The organism is Aeromonas sp. Prich7-2 (assembly GCF_017939255.1).
Taxonomy (GTDB): Bacteria; Pseudomonadota; Gammaproteobacteria; order Enterobacterales; family Aeromonadaceae; genus Aeromonas; species Aeromonas caviae.
Genome location: NZ_JAGKRI010000047.1, coordinates 25,233 through 51,099 on the forward strand (window position 1 = coordinate 25,233; position 25,867 = coordinate 51,099).

Below are 25,867 nucleotides of genomic sequence, written 5' to 3' on the forward strand. Positions count from 1 at the left end.
CGTATGCCACCACCTTACTGATTTAACTCTCAAAAAATTCAATTCGATCAATATCATAAAAACAAAATGATAATGATTGTCATTTATTGATCTGCTTGACTCCCTCTGCAATAATCCGCGCCCTCAGGCTTAAATAATAATTATTCTCAAATATGAAAATTCGACTTCTTCACTACTGGCCCATGCTGCTGTCCGGTACGGCGCTGGCTGCCAGCGATCCCGCCGGGGTCGACACAACGGACATGCACCCCGAACTCAAGGGGCGGGAAACCATCGTGGTCAAGGGACAGCGCATCGAGCAGAAGCTCTCCGACGTGTCCGGTTCCATCACCGTCATCACGGAGGAGGATCTGGATCGCCAGGTTGCCACCGAACTCACCGATGTGTTCAAGAACGAACCCGGCGTCTCGGTGACCGGCTCCGCTGGCCGCCCCCAGAACATCATCATCCGCGGCATGGGCGGCAACCGGGTGCTCATCATCAAGGACGGGGTGCGGGTCAGCGACGGCTTTGGCGCCGACGACCTCAACGACAAGGTGGGGCGCTTCAGCTTCGATCTCGACGACGTCAAACAGATAGAGGTGGCCAAGGGAGCCGGTTCCTCCCTCCATGGCTCCGATGCCATCGGCGGCACCATCGTCATCAGCACCAAGCAGCCGGAAGATTACCTTCAGGGCCAGGATGCCTATCTCAGCAGCAAGGTGCTGCACGATGGCAGCAGTGACAAGCAGAAGCTGAGCGCCACCGGCGCCGCCCGGATACGGGATACTGAACACCTGCTGCGCCTCTCCGGCTGGCAGGGGCATGAGACCGCCAACTACGACGAGAGCCGCATCCCGGCGGATCTGGATGGCATCAGCGCCTCCACCAGCTCTCGCATCCAGCTGAATGAACATCATCTGCTGCGCCTCGAACTCGACTACTTCGAGGACAACGCCGAGCGGGATCAGGGGCCACGCGAAGTGCCCCAGCCCGATGGCAAGTGGCAGGTGCGCCAGTACCACGAGCAGGGCAGCCAACGCACCCTGGGGGGCAAGCTGGCCTGGGAGGCGAGCAACCTCGACACAATACTGGCCGACAGTCTCACCTGGAGTGCCTACGGCAATCACTCGAAAAACACCGCCAACAAGCGCAGCCTGCTGCAAAACGATCTGCTGAGCGGTTATCCGCGCTATCGCAGCGAACGGGAACTCGCCACCTTCACCGAAGACAGGATCGGTACCGAGCTGGATGTGCGCCGGGATCTCGCCACCGGCCATCTCGCCCATCAGCTCAGTTACGGCATCGAGCTCGAGCGCACCACCCACGAGCGGCCGGTGGAGAAGCTGAGTCTGGAGGCCGGCATTCCCCAACCCGGCCAGTCCGCCCCCTTCAGCCGAGCCCGTACCGACAGGGCCGGAGTCTGGCTCGGCGACGTGGCCAGCCTGGGCCAGTGGCAGTTCACCCCCACCCTGCGCATGGATCACCAGTGGCTCACGCCGCTGGACGGCAGCCACGACAGCAACCACAGCTGGCACCTCTCCCCGAGCCTGGCCACCAGCTACCGCTTCAACGACCAGTGGCGCAGCTGGCTCAGCTACGCCAACGGGTTCCGGGCGCCTTCCTACGACAAGGTGTACGGCAATATCCCTCACTACTTCGCCCTGCCGCCCTTCGAGATCATCGCCAATACCGGGCTCAAGGAGGAGACCAGCCACAGCATCGAGTGGGGGCTGAGTGGCGAGGGGGACAACTGGAGCATCAAGCCAGCGCTCTTCTACAACCGCTACTACAACTTCATCGACTGGCGCGAGGTGGGGCTGCGCCTGAGCGATGGCGTCATCCTGCGCCAATATCGCAACGTCGCCAAGGCCGAAACCTGGGGGGCCGAACTCGCCGCCAGCTACTGGCTGACCCAGGAGTGGGAGCTCGCTACCAAGCTCGGCTGGGTCGATGGCGAGGACAACAAAGGTGAAGCGCTGCGCACCCTGACGCCCCTCGAGGGCAACACCCGTTTGAGCTATCAGGCCAATGAGTGGAGTCTGGGCATTCAGGCGGACTATGCCGCCGCCATGAGCCGGGTGCCCACCTGCGGCAACAGCCTGACCGGCCGCCAGGGGGACTGCCTCGAAAGTGCCGGCTGGCTCAGTTTCGCCCTGACGGCCGACTGGCTGGTCACCGACGCCCTCAAGGTCAACCTCAAGCTCGACAACCTGTTCGACACCCGCTACACCCGCTATCAGGATGTGGCCGGGCTGGAAGCCGGGACCGATGCTTCCCTCTTCACCCAGAGCGGCCGCACCCTGAGTGCCAGCCTGCGCTACACCTTCGTGGGGATCTGATGCACAGCCTATTGATCCTGGCCAGCCTGCTGGCCACGCCGATCCCCGCCTCTCCCCAGCCTGAGGCAACCCTGGAGGCCGCGCCCCTCATCCCCGAGCGCCCGCAACTGATGAAGGGGGAGATAGCCCGTCTCGATCCCTATGGTGGCTGGCGTGACGACAGCCGCCAGGATCCCGCCCTCCTGACGCTGCTGCGCGAGCAGAACCGCTGGACCGAGCGGCAGCTCGCCGACCAGACGCCACTGGTGCAGCGCCTGCAGACGGAGTGGCAGGGCCGGGAGCGGGGTGAACCCGTGCCGGACGACTGGTTGAGCCAGGCTGGCAGCCAGTGGCGCATGGAGGCGGACGGCAGCCTGTGGCAACGCAGCGACGCCAATGCCGCCCCCCGAAAGCGGCTGGCTCCCCGCCAACCTGCGGAGGGGTATTACGAGCTCGCCGCCTGGGCCCTGCACCCGGACGGGCACCTGCTTGCCCTGGCCGAAGACCGCAGGGGAGATCGGGACTACCGCATCACCCTGCTGGATCTGGCGAGTGGCGAGACTCTGGCCTCTTTGCCTCACCGCGCCGGCGATCTGCTCTGGAGTCTGGATGGCAAGATCCTCTACACCCTCGCCAACGAGCGCCAGACCCTGCGCCCCTGGCAACTGCTGGCCTGGCAGGGTGGCAAGGAGACCCTGGTGTATGAGGAGCGCGATCCCGCCTGGCTGCTCGGCCTCTATCGCACCACGGATCGCCGCCACCTGGTGCTGCAAAGCAACAACCACGACAGCTCGGAGCAATACCTGCTGGACGCAGGTCGGGCCGACCTGCTCAAGGGGCGCGAGCGCGGCCTCGAATACTACCTGGATACCCTGGGGGACAGGGTGCTGCTCAAGAGCAACCGGGACGGCGCCCTCGGCCTCTATCAGGTGGCCGACTTGAGCCTGGTGGCGAAGGGAGAGTGGCAACGGCTCTGGTCCGGCGAGGGCCGGGAACTCGAGAAGTGGCGCCTCTTTGCCCGGCACACCGTGCTGCAATACCGCAAGGAAGGGGATGACTGGCTCGATGTACTGGACGCCAAGGGTGCGTTGACCCACAGCCTGCCGCTCACCGATGGCGCAGGCACGGCCTGGATCCAGGGCAGCCAGGAACCGGCCAGCGACAAGGTGCTCATTCGCCGCCAGGGGATGGCCGAACCACCTCACCAGCGCTGGCTGGATCTCGCCTCCGGCGCCTGGGAGGGGACACCCGAGAGCAGGGACACTTCTCCCTATCAGAGCGAGCGACGCTGGATCGCGGGCAAGGATGGGGTCAAGGTGCCTGTCTCCCTGGTCTGGCGCAAGGGCATTACCCACCCCAGGGCACTGCTGCTCTACGGCTATGGGGCCTACGGCACCCCCATGCGCCCCTACTACCAGCCCCGGGTGCTGAGCCTGCTGGATCGCGGCTTCGTCTACGCCATCGCCCATGTGCGCGGGGGCGGTCTGCTCGGCGAATCCTGGTACCGGGAGGGTCGTGGCCGGGACAAACAGCACAGCGTGGATGATTTTCTCGCCGTGGCCGATGCCCTGGCACGGGATCCCGCCATCGATCCCGCCCGGCTGTTTGCCATGGGCGGCAGCGCCGGCGGCCTGCTGGTGGCAGCGGCACTCAACCAGGCGCCCACCCGTTTCGCCGGGGCCGTGCTGCAAGTTCCCTTCGTCGACCTGCTCGGCACCATGCAGGATCCCGAGCTGCCCCTCACCCGGCAGGAGTACGCCGAGTGGGGCAATCCGGCCATCCCGGGTGACTATGCCGCCATGCGCCGCCTGAGCCCCTACGACAACCTGCACAAGGCCCCTTATCCCCCCGTCTATGTGACGGGCGGCCTGCACGACAGTCAGGTGCCCTACTGGGAACCCCTCAAGTGGATAGCCCGCCTGCGATCCCATAGCACGGGAACAGGCCCCTATCTGCTGCGCACCGAACTCGACGGCGGCCACCTGGGCGCCCCCCGAACGGCGGCGCTGCGTGCGGCGCAGGAGTTTGCCTTCCTGCTCACCCTGGCGGGCGTCAACCACTGACCCCTTGCCCTCTTTTTCTGGAGTGAACCATGAAACCCTCTTCCCTGGCCCTCTGGCTGGCGGCAACCCTGATCTCATCGCCGCTGCTGGCGGCCGATCTGCAGTTTGTCGATGAACAACCCCTGACCACGACGCCGAAGCGCTGGCTCGAGCAGCGCCTCGGTGTGCTCCTCGCCCCCGATTACGACAGGGCCAGCCTGCTCGGCCACCATTACAGCTTTCGCCAGCTGGTGAACGGCCTGCCGGTGGCCGCCACCCAGGCCGCCGTCAGTGTCGACGGGGACGGCCGCCCCTGGCGCCTCTACCACAACCTGCGCCCCTTGCAGAGCACAGCGCCCGGCTGCGATGCCAGCGGCACCCTGGATCCCCTGCTCGCCACCCTGCGCACCGACGGCAACCAGATAGAGACGCTGGGGCCGGTCGAAGCCTGGTACTGGCGAGACGGCGATACCCTGGTGCCTACCCTGCGCCAGCGGGTGCGCGAGCACAAGGCAGGCAATGCCAAGGCCAGCCAGGTGCAGCTGTTTGCCCGTTGCGACGGGGAGCAGGAGCTTGGCCGTCTCGGGGATCAGGCAACTACCCGCCCTCTGCATGTCGCCGACGCAGGCGATCAGCAGGTTCAGGCACGGGTGTTCGACCCCGATCCCCGCACCCGCCTGCAGGACGCCAGCCTGGTCTGGCACGACGCGCTGGTGCTGGCAGAAGCCGCCTACCAGGATCCGGTTCCCCTGCCGGTGAGCCTGCAAGCCGGGCAGTATCGCCTGAGCGGCCCCCATGCCAGGGTGGTGGATGTCATGGCCCCCGAATCGGCCCCCTACAGCAGCAGTGACGTGCAGGGTTTTCGCCTGACCCGGGACGATCGCGGCTTTGCGGACATCAACGCCTACTACCATCTGGATCTCGCCCAGCGCCACCTCAAGGCGCTCGGCTTCACCGAGCTCATCCCCGGGGCGCTCGACATCGACACGGACGCGGGCTATCAGGACAACTCCCTCTACGATCCGTTCGAACGCAGGCTGGAGCTGGGTCGCAGCGGCGTGCCCGATGCCGAGGATCCCATGGTCATCTGGCACGAGTTCGGCCACGGGGTACAGCACCACATCCTGCCGGATCTCGGGGAAGAGGGTGACTGGGGAGCCATCGGCGAGGGCTTTGGCGACTACCTGGCCGCCAGTCAACGCCAGCGCAGCGAAGCCGGTCGCCAATTCGAACCCGCCATGGTGTTCAACTGGGATGCCCGCTTCACCGACCGCACCCCGCGCCAGCTCGACGATCTGCGCGCCCGCTACCATCCGTACTACCGCTACCCGGCCCACCGCACCATCAACGGCAGCAACGGGGATCAGCTCTGGGGCACCCCGCTGTTCCAGGCCCTGCTGACGGCGGTGGCCGAGCACGGTGAGGCGGCCAGGGACGAGTTTGATCGCGTCATCATCGAATCCCACTTCGGCCTGGGGCCGGCCATTCGCATGCCGCAACTGGCCCGGATCACCGTGGATACTGCAGCCCGTCTCTACCCGACGCGAGCCTATGCCCGTCTGCTGGAGCAGGCATTTCGCCAGCACGGGCTGCTGCAAGCTCCCGTCAATATTGCCCTCGCCGAGGGGAGCGCCATCCCGCTGGGGCAGCGCCAGTCGGTGCAGCTGACCCTCAGCAACGCCGGCAGCACCCCGGTGACCCTCAACGCCCTGACCCTGTCCCTGCCCGCCGGCTTGCAGGCCGATCCCCTGGCCTGGTCAGCAACCACCCTGGCGGCCGGTGCCAGCCTCACCACCACAGTACGACTGCTGGCCGCCAGCCCGCTGGCCTGTGGCGACGAGGTGAGCCTGCCGGTGAGCCTCGCCATGAGCGGCACCAGCCCGACCGAGCGTCAGTGGCAGCAGTCCCTCACCCTGCCCATAGGCACCCCCGTCATCAGCCGGGCCAACGGCCAGCCGCTGACCCTCAAGGATGCCCAGAGCGAGGAGGTGCGCGGCATCAGCGAAACCAGCCTGGTGCTGGAGAAGAGCGACGCCCGGGTGAGCGATCGCCTGCAGCTGAACCTGGACTTGCAACACCTGGCCCTGGATGAGCTGGAGATCTGGCTCAACTCCCCCTCAGGCACCCGCATCCAGATCTGGGACAAGGGATACAGCCCGTTGCCACGGCTCAAGGGGGTCTTCCCCACCGAGCTGCTGCCCCTGCAGCCCTTCACCCCCCTGGTGGGAGAGCCGCTGGCCGGTCGCTGGACCCTGGAGGTGGTGGACAGCAAACCGGGCCATCAGGGGCGCATCACCGGCTGGAGCATCAGCCAGCGCACCGGCGCCCAGTGTGGTGAGCCCGTCGCCCCGCCGGATGACGGCATCATCCACTTCGACACGGCGGACAGCAGCGGGGGCGGTACTGTCAACCTGCTCTGGCTGCTGCCGCTCACCCTCTGGCGCCGCCTCTGCCGTCGCAGCTGATCCATCCCCATAAAAGCAAAGAGGGGCCAAGGCCCCTCCAAGGACAAGAAATGAAGATGAGAATGACCCCGCTGGCCTGTCTGCTGGCCCCCCTGCTCAGCGCCTGTGGTGGTGGCGGATCCGACGAGGCGCCCCTGACCGCGCCGGACTACCGTCTGACGGTCAACCTGCCCGCAGCGGGCACCCTGTGCGTCAACCAGAACCAGAACGACAACTGCGAGCCAGGCGAGCCCGTGGTCAGTGGCGAGGCTGGCGCGCGCCAGTTGAGCGCCAGCGCCCCCGGCCTGCTCACCAGCCCCTTGCTGTTCCTCCCCCGGGAGCCGGGCGCCCTGACCCTGACCCACCCGGCAGCGCGCCTGGACGATCAGCACCTCACCCCCACCCCCTTGAGCACGCTGCTGCAGACCCGGGTCGCGGACGGGATACCGCCTGCCCAGGCCGAGCTGCTGCTCGCCCTTGCGCCCCTGCAACCGGGTCAGGGACTCGCGGCCCTGGTGCAGCTGGAGGAGTTCAACAGGGCACTGGAGGCGCTCGCCCTGACGACACGGGATGACGCCGCCAGCCTGCCAGGTCTCGCCACCGGCGAGCGCCAACGCCAGATCTGGCAGGGGCAGGTCACCCTGCTGCCCGAGCTCGCCCGGCACTTTGCCGCAAGCCCCGAGCTCCTGAGCCAGCAGGCCAGACTCGCCGCCGTGCTGATGCAGCAGCAACCCCGGGCGTTGGTGACCGCCAGCGGCGTCACCACCTACACGGATGGTGTCGACTACCTGCTCACCCAGGAGCCTGCGGATCACCCGGGCCAGGAGGCGAGCCTGGGCCAGGCGCCCCTGCGCTATCGCAAGCTGGACGGCAAGGGGCAGCCCCTGGCGGACAATGCCGACGAGTGGGAGTGCGTGGAGGATCTCAACACCGGCCTCATCTGGGAGAAGAAGCTCGATGATGCCGACAGCCCGCGAGACAAGCACCGCACCTTCGCCTGGTCCCTCGGCGATTATGTGCCCACCCAGGAGGAGCGGGACTACGCCTGCCCCGAGGGGGAGGCCATCTGCTCCACCGAGCAGTATCGTCAGTGGCTCGATGCGCAGCAGCTGTGCGGCATCCAGGGCTGGCGTCTGCCCCACTCCCGCGAGTTGATGAGCCTGCAGCACTACGGCTCCCTCGCCCGCCAGGATGGCCAGCTGGTCAGCTTGGATGTGCGCTACTTCCCCGATGTCGGCACCACGACCACGGTTTTCAGCGGCTACTACTGGAGCCAGACCCTGACCCCGTCCCGACGCCTCGAGAGCGCCCCCCTGAGCGCCATTGCACACATCTTCCTCGGCGAGGATGCCGGCACCGACTATCCCACTCCAGTTCAAAACAGCGATGATGCCAACGGTCTGCAACTGCGCCTTGTGGCCGAGGTAACCCGATGAACAAGTATCTTCTGACCCTGCTGCTCACCCTGTGCAGCCCGCTGGCACTGGCCATCGCCATCTGCGACGACACCATGCCACGCACCAGCCCCAGCTCCCGCTTCCTGGATCGCGGCAACGGCACCGTCACCGACCGGGCCTCCGGCCTCACCTGGATGCGCTGCCAGCTCGGCCAAAGCTGGCAGAATGGAAGCTGCAGCGGCGAGCCGACCCGGCTCTACTGGCAGCAGGCCCTGCTGACCGCAGAGCGGATCCGCACCGAGCCGACCCATGCCCTCCACGGTTTCGGCGGCCATACCGATTGGCGCCTGCCCACCATCAAGGAGCTCACCAGCATACTGGAATCCGCCTGCTACAAGCCGGCATTGAACGAGGCCATCTTCCCCCGCGCCATGGCCGGGGACGGCAAGGAGGTGAACGACGGCTATGTCTACCTCTGGTCCTCGACCCCGGTGCCCGCCAGCAAGGGCGTCGCCTATCTGGACATCACCAGTGGCGCCGTCGGCATGCGGGTCCCAGGCTCCTGGGCAAAGCAGGTGCTGCTGGTAAGGTGAGCCATCCGGGCGGGGACTCCCCTGCCCGGTTTTCCCCCGAATGGCCCCTTTGGGGTGGAAGGCGTCAAAAAAGCATCAAATTACGTCACCCGGTGCCGGTTCAGGCTGGTTTTGCGCGCCGGAGCGCTGGCGTGAAACGGGCAGAGCGGTTAGTCTAGCGGCGTTGAACCAATCCCATGAGGTACAGATGAAAACCGTATTGCGTTTTAGCCTGCTGGGCGCCTTGTTACTGGGCGGCCATGCCTTCGCCGCCGAACCGAAAAAATTTGATATCAGCATGTTCCCTGCCGCCGAAGTGAACCAGGAACGTGTCGTGATCCGCCTGCCGGAAGTCGAAAACGAAGCCGACATGATGGTCGAGCTGCAAGTGGGCAAGAAGATGCTGGTGGACTGCAACCTGCCCCGCTTCGCCGGCAACCTGGAACAGCACAGCGTCAAGGGCTGGGGCTACAACTACCTGACCCTGGGCCAGGTCTCGGGTCCTGTCAGCACCCTGATGGCCTGCCCGGATGGCCAGAAGAAAGAGAGCTTCGTCCAGATCTATGGTCAGGGCTTCTTCGTGAACTACAACTCCAAGCTGCCGTTCGTCATCTATGTGCCGCAGGAGTATGAAGTGCGCTACCGTCTGTGGCGTGCCGACAACCTGGCGCAGCCAGCCATGATTGAATGAGTGCCCGACGCTCAGGTTCAGCCAATCCATGAACACACAAAGGTGCCGTATGGCGCCTTTATTTTATTGTTTTTACCCTGCAGAGACCGGGTCCAGCTGTACAAAACCTGACATAACTCCACTATTTTTCAGGCTTTTTGTGCTGCGGACCGCAAAATTCTCCCTCGGGATGAGACAAAGGCTGTTCGATAAAAGATATTTATTAACATAGTAAGAAAATTGATTTTGCACTCTGCGACGGCCTGATGATACTTGCCCGCAAAGGTCAAACTAACCAGAACAAGAGCACTATGAGCTTCGAATCAGACAAGCGTTTCAACGACTTCAAACATTTTCCCCGTGGCCTGCGTCGCAGTGGCGAATTCACCGTGGCCGAAGCGGACAGTCTGGAAAAGTACGGCACAGTGATGCTGGCGCTCTATCAGGGCAACCTGGCCCCGCGCGATGACGTAGAAAGTGCCTTTATCGAACAGGTCAAATCCGGCGCAGCCGGCAACAACCCCCACGCCAAGGTGTGGTTCAAATACCTGAAGGTGATTGGTCCCAAGCGCGTGCACCGTCTGTGCACCGTCGCAGGCGGCGCCAATGAAGATGCGGGTGGCAGCTTTGAAGGCGGCGGTGGCGGCAGCGACGAGTCCCTCGATTAATGGATACCGAGCTGCTTCGGACCTTCATCGAGGTCAGCAAGACCCGGCACTTTGGCCGGGCGGCTGAAAATCTCTACCTGACCCAGTCGGCGGTGAGCTTCCGGATCCGCCAGCTCGAGCAGCAACTCGGGGTCAGCCTGTTTGCCCGTCATCGCAACAACATCCGCCTGACTGCCTCCGGTGAGCGTCTGCTGCCCTACGCAGACGCCATTCTGCATACTTTGGGGCGCGCCAAGCAGGACGTGGCCCTCTCCCCCGGTTTCAGCCAGCAGCTTGCCATCGGCGCCCCCGCCGTCTTCTGGGAGCTCGACTTCAACGACTGGCTCAACCATGTCTATGCCCTGGCCCCCGGCCTCGCGGTGCGCCTCGAAACCGCCTCCCGCGAGCACCTCTGTCGCCAGTTGCTGGAGCGCTCCCTCGATCTCGCCCTGCTCTCCGAGCCGACCAAGATCGACGAGATTGCCCTGCACCCCATCGGCGAGCTGGTGTTCGAACTGGTGAGCCGGGAGCCGGCCGCAAACGCCGACAGCCTGATGCAGATGCCCCACATTCATCTCGACTGGGGCACCAGCTTCGAACCGCCATCGAGCCGATTGCAGAGCCTGCAGAAGACCCCGGTGCTGCATTCAAGCTCCGCCAGCATGGCCCTGCAATTCGTGCTGGCCAACGGTGGCGCCGCCTACCTGCCAAGGCGCATGGTGAGCCCCTTCCTGGAGCAGGGGCAGCTTCATCTGGTGGAAGGGGGCCAATCCCTGAGCCGCCCGCTCTACCTCGCCTATCTGGAGAAATCCGACCGCCGGGAGCTGATCGATCAGCTGCTCACCCTGCCGCTGGGCTGGCATGACGCCGACTTGCGTCAACCGCCTGCCGAATGAAAGAGGGCGATTTCACGCCCAGACCTGTGTTTTCATCTACCTTGGTTATCGGTGCAGCACAAACAACATTAAAAAGGGGCCATCAGGCCCCTTTTGTATGGATGTCTTTGTGCATCAGCCGTGATGACGACGGTCGTTGGCCTGGGCCAGCAGGGTGCGACTCTCGCGCAGGAACTCCTCCGCCCGCTCGCCGAAGAAGCCGGAGACCTGGCTGAAGGCCTCGATGAAGCCTTCCCTGTCGCCCCGCTCCAGCAGGCCCAGCGCCTCGCCGAAGTTCTGGTAGTAACGACGGATCATCGCGAGGTTCTGCGGCGACGACAGTATGATGTCGGCGTAGAGGTGGGGATCCTGGGCAAACAGCCGTCCCACCATGGCCAGCTCCAGCCGGTAGATGGGAGAGCTTAAGGCAAGCAGGCGGTCGATGTTGGCCTGCTCCCGGGAGAGGTGCCAGCCGTAGGCGAAGGTAGCAAAGTGGCGCAGCGCCTGAATGAAGGTCATCGCCTCGTCGTGGGCCTTGGCCTCCACCTGCTGCAAACGCGCCCCCCAGATGGTCATCTGCTCCAACAGCCACTGGCTGGCGGCGGGCTCGCGCCCCTGACAGCAGACGATCACCTGCTTGGCGAGGCTCGCCACGTCCGGCCCGAACATGGGGTGCAGCCCCAGCACCGGCCCCTGGTGTACCGCCAACATATGGGCAAGCGGTTCACTCTTGACGCTGGTCACGTCCACCAGCAGGCAGTCCGCCGGCAGGTTGCCGAGCCGGTCGATCACCTGGCAGGTGACGTCGATGGGCACCGCCACCATCACCAGCCCGGCGCCGTGCAGGATCTCGTCGGCGCGTGGCCAATCGGCCTGACCCAGGGTTTCGACCCGGTAGCCCGAGAGGCTGAACAGGTTGCCGAACAGGCGGCCAAGCTGCCCCTGGCCACCGATGATCACCACCTTGCCGAGCTCAGGCTTCATGCACTTGAAGTGGTGCTCCTTGTCGCTGGCGGACTCCAGAATATAGGACTCGCGCATCACCCGGCGCAGCACATCCTCGATAAGGTCCCCCGGCACCCCCAGTGCCTCGGCCTCGGCGCGGCGGCGGGCCAGCATGCTCGCCTCCCGATCCGGCGCGTAGATGGGCAGGCCGTGCCGGCTCTTCACTTCCCCCACTTCCCCCACCAGGGCGAGACGGGCAGCCAGCAGATCAATCAGCTGCTTGTCCACCGCATCTATCTTGTCCCTGAGGGCATTCAACTCTTCCGCCATGTCCAGTCCCTGCTGGCGCCGCCCGCAGCGACGCCCTGTCATTCAAGAGGCAACAAGGTATCACTGCGTGGGCCGTGATACCTCGATGGTTCAATCAGTTACAACAAGATACCACGGCTTATGCCGATGTTCTGGCCAAAAGTGGTGCCGCCAGCTGGCTGTGGCAGCGGGCCAGCAGCGCATCCGTGGTCTCCCAGTCGATGCAGGCATCGGTGATGGAGACGCCGTAGCGCATCTCGCACTTGGGCTGCTCGCTGGACTGGTTGCCTTCGAACAGGTTGGATTCGAGCATCACCCCGATGATGGAGCGGTTGCCCTCCTGGATCTGGTGAATGACGTTGTCGGCCACCTTGGGCTGCAGCCGGTGATCCTTGCTGGAGTTGCCGTGGCTGCAATCCACCACCAGACCGGGCAGCAAACCCGCCTTCTCCAGCGCCTCTTCCGCCAGCGACACATTGACCGAGTCGTAGTTCGGGTGCTTGCCGCCGCGCAGGATCACATGACCATCCGGGTTACCCTGGGTCTGCAGCAGCGCGACCTGACCCTGCTGGTTGATCCCCATGAAAGCGTGGGGGCTGGAGGCCGCCTGCAGCGCATTGATGGCGGTGCCGAGGTTGCCGTCGGTGCCGTTCTTGAAGCCGACCGGCATGGAGAGGCCGGACGCCATCTCCCTGTGGGTCTGGGATTCGGTGGTGCGGGCACCGATGGCCGACCAAGAGAAGAGCTCCGCCAGGTATTGCGGGCTGATGGGGTCGAGCGCCTCGGTGGCCAGCGGCAACTCCAGCTCGGCCAGCCAGCAGAGCAGCTCGCGGGCGCGGTGCAGACCCAGCTCCACGTCAAAGGTGCCATCCAGGTTCGGATCGTTGATAAAGCCCTTCCAGCCGACCGTGGTGCGCGGCTTCTCAAAGTAGACCCGCATGACAATGTAGAGAGAGTCCTGATAGGCGTCATGCAGCGCTTTGAGTCTGGTTGCGTACTCTTTGGCGGCGTCCATGTCGTGGATGGAGCAGGGACCACAGATCACCAGCAGGCGGTGATCGCGACGGTGGATAATGTCGGCGATGGTATTGCGGGCCCCTTGCACGAATGCCAACGCGCGATCGGAGATGGGCAGTTTCTCCTTGAGCTGGGCAGGCGTGATCATCACTTGTTCGGACTGGATATGGATGTTGTTCAGGGGATCTCTTTGCATCTTCTCATTCTCTCTACTGTTTCAAGCCAAGGGCGCTGACCGTATATTTTTATTTACACAAGTCAGCACTTTGTTACGCAACCGCCCCCACCTTACCAAGGAAAAACAAACAATCAAGTGAAACCAGCGTCTTTGCACGCTGATAGATGGATAAATGACCAAGAATGCAGAGTGAAACAACTCAAAAGTAGCGACTCGCGAGGCCAAATTAGCCCCGAATCGTAAACATTAGATTACATCCATCCATTTCAATATCATCTCTCTGTCCCCCTCTCATGGCCCCTCATCCCGGCGATGACGCCGGGCACAAAAAAGCGGGGCACCTGGCCCCGCTTGCATTCCCGTGTTGCTCTTCTTTTATTATTTGCCGTGGGCCTTGATAGCCTCGACCGCCTTGTCGGGGAAGTCGCTGAATACCCCATCCACATCGGCCTGGTAGAGGAAGATGTTGAGCAGGTCGGTGAAGTCTTTCGCATAGGCCGGGATCTGCCCCTCATCCTGACGGAAGGTATAAGGATGCACCTTGAGACCGGCCGCGTGGGCCTCTTTCACCATGCCGGTGAAGACCGGCTTGCCGGGAGTGCCCGGCTCGGTTACCACCATGGGTTTCCAGGGACCTATCCCCTCGGCATAGGTGGCGATGGTCTTCATGGCCCCCGGCTTGAACATCCAGTCGTAGTCATAGGGGGTTGCCTTGCCCTTGGCATCGTAGACCATGGTCTCGTTCCAGTCGGTCTCGGCCATCAGCTGCACCAACTTCAAGTCCATACCCATGGCGGGCATCAGCTCGCTGTTGATGCGCTTGAGCTCGTTGGCATCGAAACACTGCAGATAGACCTTGTCGCTCTTGCTGGTGTAGCCGTACTCCTTCAGTACCTTGAGCACAGCCCTGGAGATGTCCTTGCCTTCGTGGCGGAACAGCCAGGGAGCCTTGATCTCCGGGTAGATGCCGATGTGCTTGCCGGTGCTCTTGTTGAGCCCCTGGATCATCTCGATCTCTTCCTGGAAGGTGTGGATCCTGAAGCTCGACTTCCACAACGGGAAGCGCGCCGGATAGACCGGCACCTGCTTGCCGTCCACCAGTTGGAACGGCTCGGTCATGCGCAGGGAACGCACCTCGTCCAGGGTGAAATCCACCACATAGTAGCGACCGTCCGGGCGGGCCCGGCCGGGGAAGCGCTCGGCCACGTCCGTGATGCCATCGAGGAAGTGATCGTGCATCACCACCAGCTGGTCATCCTTGGTCATCACCAGGTCCTGCTCCAGATAGTCGGCGCCCATGCCATAGGCCAGGGCCTTGGATTCCAGGGTGTGTTCCGGCAGGTAACCGGAGGCACCACGGTGGGCGATCACGATTTTGCCTTCGTCAGCGGCCAGTGCGGGCAGCGCCAGGGCAGCCCCAAGGCCAAGGGCTATCAGGGTACGGTGAGGTTGCTTCATCAAGAGGTCTCGTTGTTATGGTGTGTAGGATGCAGGTAATTGTTATAGCAGGGGTTTATTGCAGTTTGACGGCGGGCGGCAAAGGCCGCCCGCCATGGGTCATCAGCAGGCTTCGGGCAGGGCGTGGTGGTGCTCGAGCAGCCAGGCACCGAGCTGCTGCTGTTCGGATTCCGACAGGCGCAGCCCCAGCTTGCTGCGGCGCCACAGGATGTCCTCCAGGGAGTGGGCCCATTCGCGCGCGATGAGATAGCGCACTTCGGATTCATACAGTCCGGCGCCAAAGTGCTGGCCGCGCTCCTCCTTCAGCCAGAGGCGGGCATGAGCGCCATAGGCTTCGGCGATGCGCAGGGCGCTGCGATCGTCGAGCCAGTCGAATTCCAGCGCAAAGGCACGCGCCAGTTCACGCACCGAGCAGTCGAACTCGCCACCGGGCAGCCGGCAGGAGGCGGTCCAGTCCTCTCCCATCTGGCTGAACCAGGGCTTGAGCTTGTTGCAGGCGGCCTGGGCCAGCTTGCGGTAGGTGGTGAGCTTGCCGCCAAACACCGACAACAGCGGCGCGCCGTCGGATTCACCACTGAGCTCGAGCGTGTAGTCCCGGGTCACCGCCTGGGGTGAATCGGACTCGTCGTCACACAGGGGGCGCACCCCGGCATAGGTCCACACCACGTCTGCCGGGCTTATCTGCCTGGTGAAGTGGGCATTGACCACCTTGCACAGATAGTTGATCTCGGCATCGCTGATCTTGGCCTCCCGCGGGCTGCCCTTGTGCTCCACGTCCGTGGTGCCGATGAGGGAATAGTCCTGCTGGTAGGGGATGACGAAGACGATGCGGTTGTCCTCGTTTTGCAGGATGTAGGCCTCTTCGCGCTCATGGATGCGCGGCACTATCATGTGGCTCCCCTTGATGAGGCGAATGCCGCGGGGGGATTTCTCGCTCAGGCTCTCGTCATAGAAGGTCTTGACCCAGGGGCCCGCCGCATTGACCAGACCACGGCAGCTGACGGTGAACTGCTCGCCCCCTTCCCGCTCCAGCGTCAGGGTCCAGTGTTTGGAGCCGCGCACCGCCTTGACACAGCGGGTACGGGTCTGGACATCGGCGCCCTTGTCCCGCGCCAGCATGGCATTGAGCACCACCAGCCGGGCGTCGTCGACCCAGGCGTCCGAGTATTCAAAGCCCTTGTTGATGCCGCTCTTGAGACCGTCCTGTGGCAGGAAGCGCAGACCGCAACTCCCCTTGAGCCTGTCCCGCTTGGCCAGGTTGTCATAAAGGAAGAGACCGGCGCGGATCATCCAGGCCGGACGCAGGTGCGGGCGATGAGGCAGACGAAAACGCATGGGACGGGCGATGTGGGGAGCCATACCGAGCAGGACCTCCCGCTCCGCCAGCGCCTCTTTCACCAGCCGGAATTCGTAATGTTCGAGATAGCGCAGGCCGCCGTGGATCAGCTTGCTGGAGTTGGACGAGGTGGCAGAGGCGAGATCGCTCGCCTCGAACAGCGCCACCTTCAGCCCCCGCCCCGCCGCATCTGCCGCGATGCCGACCCCGTTGATGCCGCCGCCGACGACGACCAGATCATAATGTTCGCTCATGTTCACCTACTTTCTTATTTTGTGTTTGCCATGACAGCAATGTTTGATTTCGCTCATATTAGAACATAAAAAACCAATAAACGAACATTTCGTGAGAGAAATGTGATCGCGATTGTTTTCACAATGCTAAAAATGCTGCCAGTCGGTGATGGCCTGGCCAAGCTAAGGTCTGCCGGAAACAGCCATTTCGGGCAGGGAGGAGAACAAAGAGTGCCGGATGGGGGTGCCCATGGGGCAAGGTGATGAAGGCGATGGCGTGAATTCCTCGCAGGCGCCTAGCGTCGGTGCAAACCGGGTGCCCGAGTGCGGGGGCAACATCAGGGGTCAAAGAAGGTGTGTCAGCGCCAGGAACTGGCCTCTTAGGCGCCGCAAGGGAGACGCCGCAGGCCGGGAGGGGGCAGAAAAAAAAGCGGCCGCCCCGAGGCGGCCTGATGCCTGTACGGGGAAGCTCAGCAGATATGGCAGGCGATCTGATGCTGGGACATCAGTCGCATCAGCTTCTCCGGCGGCTCCTGATCCGTGAACAGGGCGTGGATCTGGTTGAGGTTGCCGAGGTTGACCATGGCGTTGCGGCCAAACTTGGTGTGGTCGGCGGCCAGGAACACCTGGCGGGAGTGGGCGATGATGGCCTGGGCGATTTTCACCTCGTGATAGTCGAAATCGAGCAGGGAACCGTCGCTGTCGATGCCCGAGATGCCGATGACGCCGTAGTCCATGCGAAACTGGCCGATGAAGTCGCGGGTCGCCTCCCCGACAATGCCGCCATCCCGGTTGCGAATTTCGCCGCCGGCGATGATGACGGTGAAGTCATCCTTGGCGGTCAGGATGCTGGCGACGTTCAGGTTGTTGGTGACCACGCGCAGCTCCCGGTGGTCGAGCAGGGCCCGGGCGATGGCCTCGGTGGTGGTGCCGATGTCGATAAAGAGCGACGAGCCGTCGGGGATGTTGGCGGCCACTTCCCGGGCGATGCGCTCCTTCTCCTTGAGCTGCATCACCTTGCGGGCGCTGTAGGCGGTGTTGACGGTGCTCGAATGCAGTGAGGCCCCGCCGTGATGGCGCCGGATCTTGTTCTGTTCGGCGAGATCGTTGAGATCCCGGCGAATGGTCTGGGGGCTGACGTCAAAATGGGTCACCAGATCGTCGGTCGAGACGAAACCCTGCCGGGTCAGGACGTCCAGGATCTCCAGATGTCGTTGGGTTTGCTTCACGCTTGCACTCCGCAGATGAGACGAAAAAAGGCCCCGGCAGGTGCGGGGCCTTTGGCAGTGTACCTGATCCCTTTTCCAATCGATAAGGGCAGGATCACGTTTTATGCCTTATGGGCAGCCGCCTTGGCGGCAATCGACTCGTTCTCGTGCTTGAGGGTCATGGCCAGCAGGATGATGGAGAGCACGCAGGAGACGGTGAGCACCATGAAGCCGCCGTCCCAGCCGAAGTGGTCAACGGTATAGCCCAGCATGGCGTTGGCCGCGACCGCGCCACCCAGATAACCGAACAGGCCGGTGAAGCCCGCCGCGGTACCGGCCGCCTTCTTGGGCGCCAGCTCCAGGGCGTAGAGGCCGATCAGCATGACGGGGCCATAGATGAGGAAGCCGATGGCGACCAGGGCCATCATGTCGATGGTCGGGTTCCCCGCCGGGTTGAACCAGTAGACCAGCACGGAGAGGGTCACCAGCACCATGAACAGGATGCCTGCCGGGGCACGGCGGCCCTTGAACATCTTGTCGGAGATCCAGCCGCACAGCAGGGTGCCCGGGATCCCCGCCCACTCATAGAGGAAGTAGGCCCAGGAGGAGTGATCCACGCTGAAGTCCTTGGCCTCTTTCAGATAGGTGGGCGCCCAGTCCAGCACGCCGTAACGGATGAGGTAGACGAAGGCGTTGGCGATGGCGATATACCAGAGCAGCTTGTTGTGCAGCACGTACTTCATGAAGATCTCCTTGGCGGAGAACTCCTGCTCGTGGCTTTCGTTGTAATCCTTCGGGTAGTCGTTCTTGTACTCCTCGATGGGGGGCAGACCGACCGATTGCGGGGTATCGCGCATCACGAAGAAGGCAATCACCGCGATGGCCGCCGCCGCCGCCGCAGGCACATAGAAGGCGCTGCGCCAGTCGTTGAACCAGCCCATGCCGAGGATGAACAGGGGGCCTATCATGCCGCCGCCCACGTTGTGGGCCACGTTCCAGACCGAGACGATCTCACCCCGCTCCTTCTGTGACCACCAGTGCACCATGGTGCGGCCGCAGGGAGGCCAGCCCATGCCCTGTGCCCAGCCGTTCAGGAACAGGAGCACGAACATGATGCCAATGCTGGAGGTAGCCCAGTGCATGGTCCCCATCATGAACATGATGCCTGCCGAGAGCAGCAGACCGGCGGAGAGGAAGTAGCGCGCGTTGGATCTGTCCGACACGTTCCCCATCAGGAATTTGGAGAGACCGTAGGCGATGGAGACGCCGGAGAGGGCCAGACCCAGATCCCCGCGGGAGAAGCCCTGCTCGATGAGGTAGGGCATCGCCAGACTGAAGTTTTTCCGTACCAGGTAGTAACCCGCATACCCGAAGAAGATCCCGAAGAACACCTGCCAACGCATGCGTTTATAGAAGGGATCCACCTTGTCGGCCGGCAGCCGGTCGATATGGGGTGCAGGCCTGAAGAGAGTGACTGCTCCCCGCCGCAAGCGGCGAGGCTTCCCACTTCTTAGGCCGCTACTGCCGAATTGGCAGATTAACGCTGGCCTCCATGGGTAGAAACGACGTGTCCCGCCGCCTTTAATTCCAATATGCCTTGTTGCTGGATATTCATGGCCGCGTTAATGTCGCGGTCATGCCCTGCCCCACACGCTGGACATACCCACTGCCGCTGATGCAACGGCATGTCCGGCATCTTGTGGCCGCAATCGCTACACAGTTTCGAGCTGGCAAACCACTGATCAAGTTTGATTAGGTGGCGACCCGCCGCTTGTGCCTTGTACTCCAGCTTCATGATGAAACCATGCCAACCAGCATCGCCAATGGCGCGGGCCAGTTTGTGATTTTTCATCATGTTCGCTGATTTCAATGTCTCCACGATGACCGCTTGGTTTTCGTCAACCATCGTGTGAGAGAGTTTGTGCTGAAAATCGGCGCGGGCATTGGCTACCCGTTCGTGCAGGGCGGCCAGTTGCCGTCTTGCCTTGCCACGGTTGGCGCTGCCCTTTTTCTTGCGAGACAGTGCCTTTTGCTTGCGTCGTAGATTGCGACTGGCGTTGATAAGGTGGCGTGGATTGGCAATCTTTTTGCCGCTCGACTCAATGAGGTAGTGGGACAGCCCCATATCACAGCCAGTCACGTCCGTGATGAAGGTGGGCTTGGCGGGAGCCTCGCAGCCATCCTCGCAAAGGATGGAAGCATAGTATTTCCCTGTCGGGCCACGGCTGACTGTGATGCTGGATACCACGCCGATAATATCTCGATGAATGACCGCCCTGATGGGCGTCATCTTCGGCAACTGGATAGCCGCTGTGAGCACCTTTCCGTTGGGGTGATAGCTGGATTGCCTGCCCCGTTTGCTCTTGAAGGTAGGCATTCGTGCCTTGAGCTTGGGATTGAAGAAGTTGGCGAATGCCTTGTCGAGATTAATCACCGCTTGCTGCAAGGCGAGTGAATCGTACTCCTTTAGCCAGCCGTATTTGCGCGATTTTTTCGCCACTGCGAGCATGGGTTTCAGGTCGCGTTTCGGTTTCAGTGAAATCCCGTGACGCTTGAACATGTGTCGTTGAATATGAAGGGCCTTGTTGTACGCGAACCGCACCGCGCCGAACTGGGCATTCAAGAATGCCGCTTGTTCGTCGGTCGGATAAATGCGTACTTTCGTTGCTCTTCTCAAAGTCACCGCTCGCTACTAGGATACCCATACAGTATGACTTTTAACGGAGTATTGCAAGTGAGTGTGCATCATGATGATTTGACTAGGTATCTGCGGAGGCGTCACTCCGTCAGCAAGCTAGTTGTGCATTTAATCTTCACCACGAAGTACCGCCGCAAACTGCTTGATGGCACCATGATCGAGCAGATGCGCGGCGCATTTTTATCTGCGGCAGAGAAGTTGGAGATCGACATTCTGGAGATGGATGGCGAAGCCGATCACGTTCATCTGCTCGTAGCCTATCCACCGAAGTTGGCCGTCAGTGTGTTGGTCAATAATTTGAAGTCGATCAGTAGCCGCCAGATCCGCATATTGAATACGCACCTACGAAAGCAAAGTAATAGCGGGCTCCTGTGGTCGCGCTCTTACTTTGCTTGCAGTGCTGGCGGGGCCACTATCGAAACGCTCAAGGCGTATGTGGCCTCGCAGAACACACCAGATTAGCTCCCCTTATATCCCCGCCCGATTGGGCGAGGGTTTACGGGGCAGTTGCTAAGCATGTTCTGCTTCCTTTTATTGTTGTTCTGGGCGGTTGAGGACGCCCCGCTCATGCCGGCGATCAGACGCGTCTTGATTCGCAAGCGAGCTTATTGTGCTCATTTGTGAACATTTAATCTGTGATGAGCGCTAAATTATTGCAGTTTTATTACAAAAATTGTGACGCTGTGAGTGAACGCGCATCCAGGGTCAGCCCACGCATGGCGTGGCTTTTGGCTACTCACTAAGGAGTAATATGGCCGACAACTGTTGCTTTTCGTCACATTTTCTTAGCAATGAATGGGATCTTGCCCACATTTCCGGTGGCGGGGGGATGGTGAATTGACGCAGAAGGTTTATTTTCTCTCTCGTCCAAGAACGAGCGCAAACGAGCATAACGTTTGCGCAAGCTCAAAAAACAAGAAGAAACGTTTTCGGGCGCAATGAATGGGAATGAAAGATAACAAAACGGAACATCAAACCTACTGTGGGTGGATATAAGGAATAACAACTATGAGCATACAAAGACCCAATACCCTGCTTGGCGAGTGCCTCGCCGAGTTTATCGGCACCGGCCTGCTGATCTTCTTCGGCGTCGGCTGCGTGGCCGCCCTGGTGCTGGCTGGCGCCAACTTCGGGCAATGGGAAATCTCCATTACCTGGGGCCTGGGTGTCGCCATCGCCATCTATGTCACCGGTGGCATCTCCGGTGCCCACCTCAACCCTGCCGTGACCCTGGCACTGATGACCTTCTGCGGCTTTGACAAGCGCAAGGTGGTGCCCTTCATCATCGCCCAGATAGCCGGGGCATTCGCCTCCGCCGCCCTGGTCTACGCCCTCTACAGCAACCTGTTCACCCAGTGGGAGCTGACCCACAACGTGGTGCGCGGCAGCGTCGAGAGCCTCGGCACCGCAGGCATCTTCTCCACCTACCCCAATGCCCTGCTCTCCAACATGCAGGCTTTCGCGGTCGAGATGGTGATCACCGCCGTCCTGATGCTGGGCATCATGGCACTGGGTGACAACAACAACGGCGCCCCCAAAGGCTTCGCCGCCGCCCTGCTCATCGGCATCCTGATCGCGGTGATCGGCGCCTCCCTCGGCCCCTTGACCGGCTTTGCCATGAACCCGGCCCGTGATTTCGGCCCCAAACTGTTCGCCTTCGTGGCTGGCTGGGGTGACGTGGCCCTGACCGGTGGTCGTGACAACCCCTACTTCTGGGTCCCCATCCTTGGCCCCATCGTCGGCGCCCAGATCGGTACCGCCCTGTATGTGAAAGTGCTGGCTCCCTGCGTCCCGGGCAACCGCGTCGCCACCGAAGAAGCCTCCAAGCTGTCTAACAAAGAAGAGGCCGCCGCCTGAGAGCGGCCCTCCCCAACGTGTAACAACGTGGAAAATAAAAACGTGGAGAACATCATGTCTGCTGAAAAGAAATTTGTCGTTGCGCTGGACCAGGGCACCACCTCTTCCCGTGCCATTGTCTTCGATCAGGACGCCAACATCGTCGCGACCTCCCAGCGCGAATTCACCCAGCACTACCCGAAAGCGGGCTGGGTCGAGCACGACCCCATGGAGATCTGGGCGACCCAGTCCTCCGTCTTCACCGAAGTGCTGGCCAAGAGCGGCCTGCACAGCGAGCAGATCGCCGCCATCGGCATCACCAACCAGCGTGAAACCACCGTCGTCTGGGAAAAGGCCACCGGCAAGCCCATCTACAACGCCATCGTCTGGCAGTGCCGCCGCACCGCGGCCATCTGTGAAGAACTCAAGGCCCGGGGCCTTGAAGAGTACGTTCGCGAAAACACCGGCCTGGTGCTGGATGCCTACTTCTCCGGTACCAAGGTGAAGTGGATCCTGGACAACGTGGAAGGGGCCCGGGAGAAGGCAATGAACGGCGAGCTGCTGTTCGGCACCATCGACACCTGGCTGGTGTGGAAGATGACCAACGGCGAGGTGCACGTCACCGACCCGACCAACGCCTCGCGCACCATGCTCTACAACATCCGCGACCTGAAGTGGGATGAGCGCATGCTGGACGAGCTGGGCATCCCCGCCTCCATGCTGCCGCAAGTCAAACCCTCCTCCGAGGTCTATGGCTACACCACCCGTGGCGGCGGCGCCCGCATCCCCATCGCCGGTATCGCCGGTGACCAGCAGTCCGCCCTGTTCGGCCAGCTCTGCTTCGAAAAAGGGATGGCCAAGAACACCTACGGTACCGGCTGCTTCATGCTGATGAACACCGGCACCGAGCCGGTTCGCTCCAGCAACGGCCTGCTGACCACAGTCGCCATCGGCCCGAAAGGGGAAGTGAATTATGCCCTCGAGGGTGCGGTATTTATGGGTGGCGCCACCATCCAGTGGCTGCGCGATGAGCTCAAGATCATCCACGATGCCCGCGATACCGACTACTTCGCGAGCAAGGTAGGCGACACCAACGGCGTCTACCTGGTGCCGGCCTTCGTGGGCCTGGGCGCCCCCTACTGGGATCCGTATGCTCGCGGCACCATGGTCGGCCTGACCCGTGGCGCCAACCGCAACCACATCATCCGCGCTGCGCTGGAATCCATCGCCTACCAGAGCCGCGACGTGCTGGATGCCATGCAGCAGGACTCCGGCATCAAGCTGGCAGCCCTGAAGGTGGATGGCGGCGCCGTGGCCAACGACTTCCTGATGCAGTTCCAGGCCGACATGATGCACACCCCTGTGGTGCGTCCGACCCGCATCGAGACCACCGCCATGGGCGCCGCCTTCCTGGCCGGCCTCGCCGTGGGCTTCTGGAAGAGCTCCGACGAGCTGGAAGACAAGTTCAGCGTGGACCGCGAGTTCATTCCGCAGATGGACCGCGACGATCGCGCCAAGCGCTACAGCGGCTGGAAGAAGGCGGTGGAACGCTCACGCCGCTGGGCCGAAGAGGAGTGATGGGGTAACCAACGCGTCCTTGAGATGAAAAAAGCAAAGAGGCCGACAGCGATGTCGGCCTCTTTTTATTGGCGAGCACGACTGTTCTGACCGCCCCCGACCCCAGCCCTCCCCTTGCCAAGGGGTGGGAGAAAATGACCCCTCCCCCTCGTGGAGGGGGTTGGAACTGTCGACAAGCCCTCTACAACGCCTCAGCACCGAGCTGCTCTTTCAGGAAATCGAGCCAGACCCGCAGCCGGATGTCCCGCTGGGCATCGGAGTAGAAGACCGCATGGATGGGGCGCGAGGCGCCGCTGTTGCTGCGGGCCAGCACCTCCACCAGCGCCCCGCTCGCCCTGTCATCCCCCGTCATGAAGTCCGACAGGCAGACGATCCCCTGCCCCGCCAGCGCCAGCTGACGCAAGGTTTCCCCGCTGCTGGCCCGCAGGGTCGGGGTGATGGCGAATCGGTCCCCCTGCTCCTCGCTCAATAGGGGCCAATGATTGAGGTGATCGGGGTGCAAAAAACCGAGCAGCTCGTGGCCAGCCAGCAAGTCAGCTGGCTGGCGCGGGGTACCGCGTGCCTTCAGATAGTCGGGGGAGGCCAGCAGCCGCAGCCGCGAGCGGCCAAGGGGCAGGGCCCGCAGGGAGGAGTCCGTCAGCTCGCCGATGCGAATGGCCATGTCCACCCGCCGCTCCATCAGGTTGATGAAGCCCTCGGAGCTGTGCAGTTGCAGCTCGATGGCGGGGTAGCGGCGGCGAAACTCGCCGATGATGGGCACCAATCTATGCAGGATGAAGGGGGTGGCGGCGTCCACCCGCAATATGCCCTCCGGCTGCTCCCGGCGCATCAGCAGCAACCCTTCCGCCTCGCTCATCTCGGCCAGGATCTTCACCGCCCGCTGATAGAACCAGCTCCCCTCCTCGGTCAGGCTGACCCGGCGGGTGGTGCGGTTGAGGAGCACGGTGGCGAGCTTCTCTTCGAGGCGCTTGATGCCGCGGCTCACCACGGAATTATCCATGCCGAGATTCTCCGCCGCCTGGCGAAAGCTGCCCGCCTCCACCACCGCCACAAACAGGGTCAATTCATCGGAATGGGTCTTCATTGTTGTCATCCTGGCAAGAGTAATGGGTCTTTATAGGTGCAATGGCCGGGAGTTGGCAAGACAGGCGTCGCTTCGTATCGTGACGCACCACCTGTTTTATCTGCGCCCTTGCCAGTACAATGCCGCCAACCGGCACCGTATGGCGCCACACTATGACAGGGACGATCCATGACATTCGACAACAGGCTGGCCGCCGCCCATCGGGAGCTGGCCGAGAAGGGCGTGCAAACGCTCAACTACAACCCGCCGATCATCTGGCTGCTGCGAAAGGCGGGGTTCACCATCAGGCCGCCCCACTACGAACGCTTTCTGATCAACGTTCTTGCCCTGGGACTCCCCATCGGCGCTATCTGGGGGGTGTTGATGTGGTGCCTCGGCTGGCAGGATGAGGTGAGCCCGGGGTTTGCCCTGCGCCAGAGCCTGCTGTTTGGCATCGGGCTCGGTCTGCTGATGGGGACCTGGTTCTGGTTTAGGCGCAAGCAGCTCAAGCTGACCCCCTGGGACGCCTTGCCCCACTCCACGAGCCGCACGCAAAAGCGCTGGCAACCGAAATAACCACCGATGTCGACAAGGAGCGCCTTATGACCAGGGCCCATGAAAAACTGAACTATGTGGAGTTTGCGGCCAGGGATATTGCCGCCACCAAAGCCTTCTTTCAGGCCGCTTTCGGCTGGCAGTTCGCCGACTACGACCCCGATTATTGCGCCTTCGAGGGAGAAGGGCTGGATGGCGGCTTCTACCGCACCGAACTGTGCAGCCAGAGTGCTCAGGGCGGGGCGCTCCTGGTGTTCTACAGCGCCGATATCGAGGCGACCCAGAGCAAGGTAGCCGGCGCAGGGGGCACCATAGTGCGCCCCCTGTTCGATTTTCCCGGTGGCCGCCGCTTTCACTTTGTCGAGCCCAGCGGCAATGAATTTGCGGTCTGGTCCGAACCGGCCAGCGCTTGATAATATTCCGCCCTCCCCTGGCCCACCTGCACCACGACCAGCCATGGGGAGGCCACATTGCTGCACTCACCTCAATGGTGTTTTGCGACTGCT

21 protein-coding genes are annotated in these 25,867 nt (G+C 62.5%); 13 read left to right on the forward strand and 8 right to left on the reverse strand.

Annotated features, from left to right (window positions below; translation table 11 throughout):
* The first annotated feature begins 152 nt into the window (after nt 1-152).
* The 8 genes from J9892_RS09620 (at nt 153) to hdfR (ending at nt 10,968) form a co-directional block, all read left to right on the forward strand.
* Nucleotides 153-2,321: a TonB-dependent hemoglobin/transferrin/lactoferrin family receptor gene (locus tag J9892_RS09620; RefSeq protein WP_201956442.1), complete on the forward strand. Its 2,169-nt coding sequence runs from the start codon at nt 153-155 to the stop codon at nt 2,319-2,321.
* Nucleotides 2,321-4,363, forward strand: coding sequence for a prolyl oligopeptidase family serine peptidase (locus J9892_RS09625; protein WP_210538235.1), 2,043 nt, complete (start codon nt 2,321-2,323; stop codon nt 4,361-4,363). Before J9892_RS09620 ends, J9892_RS09625 begins: the two co-directional genes overlap by 1 nt.
* Nucleotides 4,364-4,392: 29 nt before the next feature.
* Nucleotides 4,393-6,807 (forward strand): proprotein convertase P-domain-containing protein, encoded by a 2,415-nt coding sequence (locus J9892_RS09630; RefSeq protein WP_210538236.1) that lies wholly within the window; start codon nt 4,393-4,395, stop codon nt 6,805-6,807.
* 62 nt (nt 6,808-6,869) lie between these two features.
* Complete coding sequence (locus J9892_RS09635; protein ID WP_210538240.1) at nt 6,870-8,222, forward strand: DUF1566 domain-containing protein; 1,353 nt, start codon at nt 6,870-6,872, stop codon at nt 8,220-8,222.
* Complete coding sequence (locus J9892_RS09640; protein ID WP_102948244.1) at nt 8,219-8,776, forward strand: DUF1566 domain-containing protein; 558 nt, start codon at nt 8,219-8,221, stop codon at nt 8,774-8,776. The genes J9892_RS09635 and J9892_RS09640 overlap by 4 nt, the downstream gene beginning before the upstream one ends.
* Before the next feature lie 187 nt (nt 8,777-8,963).
* Nucleotides 8,964-9,446 (forward strand): serine protease inhibitor ecotin, encoded by a 483-nt coding sequence (gene eco / locus J9892_RS09645; RefSeq protein ID WP_005328180.1) that lies wholly within the window; start codon nt 8,964-8,966, stop codon nt 9,444-9,446.
* Nucleotides 9,447-9,736: 290 nt separating this feature from the next.
* Complete coding sequence (locus J9892_RS09650) at nt 9,737-10,093, forward strand: DUF413 domain-containing protein (RefSeq protein WP_010674239.1); 357 nt, start codon at nt 9,737-9,739, stop codon at nt 10,091-10,093.
* Nucleotides 10,093-10,968 (forward strand): HTH-type transcriptional regulator HdfR, encoded by an 876-nt coding sequence (gene hdfR / locus J9892_RS09655; protein ID WP_039038620.1) that lies wholly within the window; start codon nt 10,093-10,095, stop codon nt 10,966-10,968. Before J9892_RS09650 ends, hdfR begins: the two co-directional genes overlap by 1 nt.
* A 114-nt stretch (nt 10,969-11,082) precedes the next feature.
* On the opposite strand, the gene tyrA is transcribed toward hdfR, so the two are convergent.
* The 7 genes from tyrA to J9892_RS09690 all read right to left on the reverse strand — a co-directional run bounded on the left by tyrA (nt 11,083) and on the right by J9892_RS09690 (nt 20,308).
* Complete coding sequence (gene tyrA, locus J9892_RS09660) at nt 11,083-12,222, reverse strand: bifunctional chorismate mutase/prephenate dehydrogenase (protein WP_048207358.1); 1,140 nt, start codon at nt 12,220-12,222, stop codon at nt 11,083-11,085.
* Between the two features lie 118 nt (nt 12,223-12,340).
* Nucleotides 12,341-13,414: a 3-deoxy-7-phosphoheptulonate synthase gene (locus J9892_RS09665; protein WP_010674236.1), complete on the reverse strand. Its 1,074-nt coding sequence runs from the start codon at nt 13,412-13,414 to the stop codon at nt 12,341-12,343.
* 360 nt (nt 13,415-13,774) lie between these two features.
* Entirely contained in the window at nt 13,775-14,854 is a 1,080-nt protein-coding gene (glpQ, locus tag J9892_RS09670) for a glycerophosphodiester phosphodiesterase (RefSeq protein ID WP_103243388.1), read from the reverse strand.
* Nucleotides 14,855-14,956: 102 nt separating this feature from the next.
* The gene (gene glpD, locus J9892_RS09675; RefSeq protein WP_210538237.1) at nt 14,957-16,444 is read right to left on the reverse strand and encodes a glycerol-3-phosphate dehydrogenase; all 1,488 of its coding nucleotides are present in this window, start codon (nt 16,442-16,444) and stop codon (nt 14,957-14,959) included.
* Nucleotides 16,445-16,893: 449 nt separating this feature from the next.
* Complete coding sequence (locus J9892_RS09680) at nt 16,894-17,652, reverse strand: DeoR/GlpR family transcriptional regulator (RefSeq protein WP_010674233.1); 759 nt, start codon at nt 17,650-17,652, stop codon at nt 16,894-16,896.
* 101 nt (nt 17,653-17,753) lie between these two features.
* Nucleotides 17,754-19,121, reverse strand: coding sequence for a glycerol-3-phosphate transporter (gene glpT, locus J9892_RS09685; protein WP_102948239.1), 1,368 nt, complete (start codon nt 19,119-19,121; stop codon nt 17,754-17,756).
* Nucleotides 19,122-19,168: 47 nt separating this feature from the next.
* Nucleotides 19,169-20,308: an RNA-guided endonuclease TnpB family protein gene (locus J9892_RS09690; protein ID WP_041206863.1), complete on the reverse strand. Its 1,140-nt coding sequence runs from the start codon at nt 20,306-20,308 to the stop codon at nt 19,169-19,171.
* A 57-nt stretch (nt 20,309-20,365) separates the two neighbouring features.
* Between J9892_RS09690 and tnpA the strand changes: the two genes are divergently transcribed.
* The 3 genes from tnpA to glpK all read left to right on the forward strand — a co-directional run bounded on the left by tnpA (nt 20,366) and on the right by glpK (nt 23,743).
* Nucleotides 20,366-20,791, forward strand: coding sequence for an IS200/IS605-like element ISAeme8 family transposase (gene tnpA, locus J9892_RS09695; RefSeq protein WP_041205574.1), 426 nt, complete (start codon nt 20,366-20,368; stop codon nt 20,789-20,791).
* Nucleotides 20,792-21,337: 546 nt separating this feature from the next.
* Nucleotides 21,338-22,186, forward strand: a complete 849-nt coding sequence (locus tag J9892_RS09700; RefSeq protein ID WP_042880435.1) for an MIP/aquaporin family protein — start codon at nt 21,338-21,340, stop codon at nt 22,184-22,186.
* Nucleotides 22,187-22,240: 54 nt separating this feature from the next.
* Nucleotides 22,241-23,743, forward strand: a complete 1,503-nt coding sequence (gene glpK / locus J9892_RS09705; protein ID WP_043155270.1) for a glycerol kinase GlpK — start codon at nt 22,241-22,243, stop codon at nt 23,741-23,743.
* A gap of 181 nt (nt 23,744-23,924) precedes the next feature.
* Here the strand turns inward: glpK and J9892_RS09710 are convergent, their stop codons facing one another.
* Nucleotides 23,925-24,827 (reverse strand): LysR family transcriptional regulator, encoded by a 903-nt coding sequence (locus J9892_RS09710; RefSeq protein WP_102948237.1) that lies wholly within the window; start codon nt 24,825-24,827, stop codon nt 23,925-23,927.
* Nucleotides 24,828-24,995: 168 nt separating this feature from the next.
* Between J9892_RS09710 and J9892_RS09715 the strand changes: the two genes are divergently transcribed.
* Together J9892_RS09715 and J9892_RS09720 are read left to right on the forward strand one after the other, a co-directional pair.
* Nucleotides 24,996-25,382 carry a DUF6404 family protein gene (locus tag J9892_RS09715; protein WP_102948236.1) on the forward strand — a complete coding sequence of 129 codons (387 nt, stop codon included), beginning with the start codon at nt 24,996-24,998 and terminating at the stop codon, nt 25,380-25,382.
* 26 nt (nt 25,383-25,408) lie between these two features.
* A complete protein-coding gene (locus J9892_RS09720) occupies nt 25,409-25,774 on the forward strand; it encodes a VOC family protein (protein WP_102948235.1) in 366 nt (121 codons plus the stop codon).
* Nucleotides 25,775-25,867 lie beyond the last annotated feature (93 nt).